4 protein-coding genes are annotated in these 4,430 nt (G+C 64.0%); all 4 read left to right on the top strand.

The features are described 5' to 3' along the window. The first annotated feature begins 48 nt into the window (after positions 1 to 48). The 4 genes from P0D89_RS51145 to P0D89_RS51130 all read left to right on the top strand — a co-directional run bounded on the left by P0D89_RS51145 (position 49) and on the right by P0D89_RS51130 (position 4,353). Positions 49 to 261, top strand: coding sequence for a YMGG-like glycine zipper-containing protein (locus tag P0D89_RS51145; protein WP_408357926.1), 213 nt, complete (start codon positions 49 to 51; stop codon positions 259 to 261). Positions 262 to 559: 298 nt separating this feature from the next. Then, positions 560 to 1,027: a hypothetical protein gene (locus tag P0D89_RS51140; RefSeq protein ID WP_408357927.1), complete on the top strand. Its 468-nt coding sequence runs from the start codon at positions 560 to 562 to the stop codon at positions 1,025 to 1,027. A 312-nt stretch (positions 1,028 to 1,339) separates the two neighbouring features. After that, positions 1,340 to 2,938 (top strand): L-lactate permease, encoded by a 1,599-nt coding sequence (locus P0D89_RS51135; protein ID WP_408357928.1) that lies wholly within the window; start codon positions 1,340 to 1,342, stop codon positions 2,936 to 2,938. 488 nt (positions 2,939 to 3,426) lie between these two features. After that, a complete protein-coding gene (locus P0D89_RS51130) occupies positions 3,427 to 4,353 on the top strand; it encodes a DMT family transporter (protein ID WP_408357929.1) in 927 nt (308 codons plus the stop codon). Positions 4,354 to 4,430 lie beyond the last annotated feature (77 nt).

Below are 4,430 nucleotides of genomic sequence, written 5' to 3'. Positions count from 1 at the left end.
TTGGAAGTGGTCATCGAAATGGGACAAACACCAACCGGAGTCACCATCATGAAATCGATTCGTCAAATCGGTACGCTTGCAACGATCGTTGCTCTTGTCGCGAGTCTCTCGGCATGTGACGGAATGACCACGCGGCAACGCGATACGGCAATCGGCGCAGGGGTGGGCGGAGCCGCGGGCGCGGCGATCGGCGGCAATGCGCTGTCCACGATCGGCGGCGCGGCGGCTGGCGGCATTATCGGTAATCAGGTTGGGAGGTAGCACATGAACGCCGTGTCGCCAGTGAATGACGCGAGTAGCGGCGCAAGCTTGCACGCGGGTTGAGCCAACGATTCAATCCGCGCCTCAGCGACGCAATGGTGACGCATGAACACCTTCGCGACGGAGCGTGTCGCGAGTCGCACAAGCTTCAACTCGAGTTTCGTTCAAACGCGGCTCAATGACGCGTTGTAGTGAGGTGAAATACGCCGTTACGGTTTTGCAACGGAGTTCGCGCTGCGGGGGCGTAAGCTCAACAGTACGTCGCGGCCAGCGGCGTCGGTTCAACCAGGAGCGCGTCATGAAGTCCCGCGTCATCAACCCCTCTCGCGCGCTGAGCCTGTGGCCGCTGCGCGGCTTTGCACGGCTGTCTCAAACCGGTGTTGCGTTCGGCGCAACCCTTTGCGCGCTGACGTTATCCGGCTGCTATTACCCGTACGGTTACTATCCGTCCGGCTACTATTCGCCTTACTACGCGACGGTCCCCGGAACAGCTGTCCAGCAGAACGTGCCTGGATCGACGGATCCATCCGACCCGCAACAGCAGCAAGCTCAGGCGCAAGCGCAACAGCAAAGCCCGACATATGCAGTAGCGGCTCCGCCGCCTGTTTATGTTGCGCCGCCGTATCCTGCCTACTATCCGCCTCCGGTTTATCCGGCCTACTACGGGTATCCCGGCTACTACGGGCCGTCGATCGCAATCGGCATCGGCGGGTATTGGGGCGGCGGCTGGGGACACGGCGGCTGGGGACACTACCACGGGCACTGAGTCTCGCCGCCAGTTCTTCGACTCGACCGCCCTCATCCGTCACGGCTCGGCAGGCGCACGCCTATGAAGATGCGCCGCCGCGGCCACGTCACGTCCCATCGCGCCGCGCCCACACCGACTCGTCCCAGCTCCCGTAGTTTCCCTGCTTGACGTGCCAGTCCGGGCCACTATCCTTGGAAAGTTTCATCAGCACGCGTTTAAATAAGCGTCGCGGGTCCCACACGTTCCGTCGACACTCATCCGTCCTGCCGGAGCGACCCGCCCGTCAACCACCGTGACCGCGTAGATTCGAACAAAAACCAAGGAGACGTGATGTTTCACCAACTACTGACCCCGGTCGGCAATTCGCTGTTCCCGTCCTTTCTCGTCGCCGCGCTGCCGATCATCGTGGTGCTGGTTCTGCTCGGCTGGGCGCGCCGGCCGGCCTGGCAGGCGTCGCTCGCGGGCCTGATCATCGGGCTGCTTGTGGCGATCCTGGTGTGGCAGTTTCCGGTCGGGCTCGCGCTCAATTCGGTGTTCGCCGGTGCGGTGTTCGCGTGCTGGCCGGTCATGTGGATCGTGTTCACCGCGATCCTGCTTTACAACATCGCGCAACGCTCGGGCCGCTTCGCGGCCTTCCGCATGTGGATGATCGACAACCTGCCGAACGATCGGCGCGTCGTGCTGGTCGTGGTCGGTTTTTCGTTCGGGGCGCTGCTCGAAGGGATTTCCGGCTTCGGCACGCCGGTCGCGATCACCAGTTCGCTGCTGATCATGCTCGGCTTTCCGACGCTCGAAGCGCTCACCTTCACGCTGATCTTCAACACGGCGCCGGTCGCATTCGGCGCGCTCGGCGTGCCGATCACCGTGCTCGGCGCGGTCACGCATCTGCCGTCCGACCTGCTCGCCAAAATGGTCGGCCGCCAGTTGCCGTTCTTCGCGTTCCTGTTGCCCTTTTACGTGATCGGCGTGTATGCGGGCTTTCGCAACATGCTGCGGGTGTGGCCGGTGCTGCTGGTGTCGGGCGCGAGCTTCGCGTTGACGCAGTTCGTCGCGTCGAACTACGTGAACTACAGCCTGACCGACGTGCTGTCGTCGCTGGTGTCGCTGCTGGTGACGATCGCTTTCCTGCGCGTCTGGAAGCCGGCCGCCGATCCGAAGTTCGCCGTCAACATCGACCGCGTCGGCGAGGTACGCGGCAAGATCGGCGGCGGCCAGGGGTGGTACCCATGGCTCATCGTGTCGGTGGTGGTGATCGTCTGGACCGTCGCGAAGGTCTTCACGATCGGCGACGTGAAGGTGCCGTGGCCGGGGCTCGACAAGGCCGTGTTCATCACGCTGTACAACACGCCTTACGGCGCGGTGTGGGACTTTCAGCCGCTCGCCACCGGCACGGCGATCCTGGTCGCGGCGCTCATCACCACGTTCGTGGTCGGTCTGAGCGCGCGCGAATTCGGCAAGGCGATCGCCGATACCTGGGTGCAGACGCGCATCGCGATTCTGACGGTGGCGACGATTGTCGGCCTTGCATACCTGATGAACTACTCGGGGCTCACCTATACGCTCGGCCTGGGCGTGGCCTCGGTCGGGCCGTTCTTTCCGCTGGTGTCGGCGTTCCTCGGCTGGGTCGCGGTGTTCCTGTCCGGCAGCGATACGTCGGGCAACGCGCTGTTCGGCAATCTGCAGGTGGTGGCGGCCAACCAGTTGAACCTGAGTCCGGTGCTGATGGCGGCGACCAACTCGTCGGGCGGCGTGATGGGCAAGATGATCTCGCCGCAAAACATCTCGACGGGCGTGGCGACCACCGAACTCAAGGGCAAGGAAGGGGTGGTGTTCGCGAAAACCTTCAAGCACTCGATTCTGTTGACGGTGCTGCTCGGGTTGCTGGTCTGGGCGCAGCAGAACTTCCTGCAGTGGATGATTCCGCATTGAGAGCAATGGCTTCTGCCTGGTGGCTCTCGGGTTTGCCGGGCAGCACGCGCATTCGTGCGCGCTGCGATGAATGGGCCCGGTTCGTTCGATAGAACACCGGGCGTGGCTCGTGTTCCAGACGCAACTATCTCGGGCGGTTCGGCGAGCGGGCTTGCTGAACCGGCTGTATTGTTTCCTGCGCACGCTTTAGCGCGGTCCGAATACCACGCGGGACTGCCGCGCCGTCGCAAAATAATTCACGCTCTGTGGCCGCGCTCAAGCCCCCGCTTATGCTTGCTTTCGTTCGTTAGGTCCGCATAGGGCAATTTTTCTCACATCAGCGTGAGAATTGCTCGTTTTGCTGACGGCCCGCCAACGCTTACGATCACAAGCACCGGACACCACGATCTCCCGAATCTTGCCGTTTCATTCCAGCCTGAAACGTTTCGAGCGATCGCGCTGCTACGATGCGCAGGCGTCCCGACTCAACCGCGCGCGGCGCCATCCCGATGAAACCTCAAAACCTGTTGCAACTGCTGATTCTCGCCGCCCTATGGGGCGCGTCGTTTCTGTTCATTCGCGTCGGCGTGACCGACTTCGGCGTCGCCCCGCTGATGGCGCTGCGGGTCGGCATCGGCGCGATCTTTCTGCTTGCCGTGCTGATCGCGCGGCGGCCGCTGCGGCAATCGGCGACGGTGCTGCGCACGCGCGCCCTTCCGCTGCTGGTAGTCGGCATCCTGAATTCGGCGGCGCCCTTCTGCCTGTTTGCGTACGCGGAATTGACGCTGTCCGCGGGCGTCACCTCGGTGATCAACGCGACCACGCCGCTGTGGGCCGCGCTGGTCGGCTTTCTGTGGCTGCGCGACCGCCTGAGCGCGCTACGCACGCTCGGTCTCGTGATCGGTTTTCTCGGCGTGTTGATGCTGGTGTGGGATCAGATCGCCGCGCCGAACGGCTCGGCCGCGACGCCGCTGACCACCGCGCTGGCGGCGGGCGCTGCGCTCGGCGCAACGCTGCTCTACGGCATTGCCGCCAATTACACCAAGCGTCACCTGACCGGCGTCGATGCGTTGACCGTCGCCGCCGGCACGATGACCGGCGCGACCATCGTGCTGCTGCCGCTCGCCTTGATCTACTGGCCGGCCGCGCCGATCTCGCTGCACGCGTGGGGCGCAGTGATCGCGCTCGGCGTCGCATGCACCGGCGTCGCGTATATGCTGTTCTTCCACCTGATCGCGGTGGCCGGGCCGGCGCGCGCAATCACGGTGACGTTCGTGATTCCGATCTTCGGCATTCTGTGGGGCGCACTGTTTCTCAACGAGGGGGTCTCGCCCGGCATGCTCGAAGGCTGCGGGGTGATTCTGATCGGCACCGCCCTCGCGACCGGCGTGATCAAGCGTCTGCCATGGATCGGCACGCGCCGGGCCGACACCTGAAAGGGTTTCGCGCGACGCCGTCCGGCCTCGCCCCCCCGGGGGGGTAACCCTTTACGTTGTGGGGCGCGTTTATAGTT

Source organism: Paraburkholderia sp. RL18-085-BIA-A (genome assembly GCF_046027075.1).
GTDB lineage: Bacteria > Pseudomonadota > Gammaproteobacteria > Burkholderiales > Burkholderiaceae > Paraburkholderia.
This window is presented reverse-complemented; position numbering and strand designations above follow the sequence as displayed.

Coding starts and splice junctions, on each gene's coding strand:
- P0D89_RS51145 (WP_408357926.1), top strand. CDS start 49: ATGAAATCGATTCGTCAAATCGGTACGCTTGCAACGATCGTTGCTCTT.
- P0D89_RS51135 (WP_408357928.1), top strand. CDS start 1,340: ATGTTTCACCAACTACTGACCCCGGTCGGCAATTCGCTGTTCCCGTCC.
- P0D89_RS51140 (WP_408357927.1), top strand. CDS start 560: ATGAAGTCCCGCGTCATCAACCCCTCTCGCGCGCTGAGCCTGTGGCCG.
- P0D89_RS51130 (WP_408357929.1), top strand. CDS start 3,427: ATGAAACCTCAAAACCTGTTGCAACTGCTGATTCTCGCCGCCCTATGG.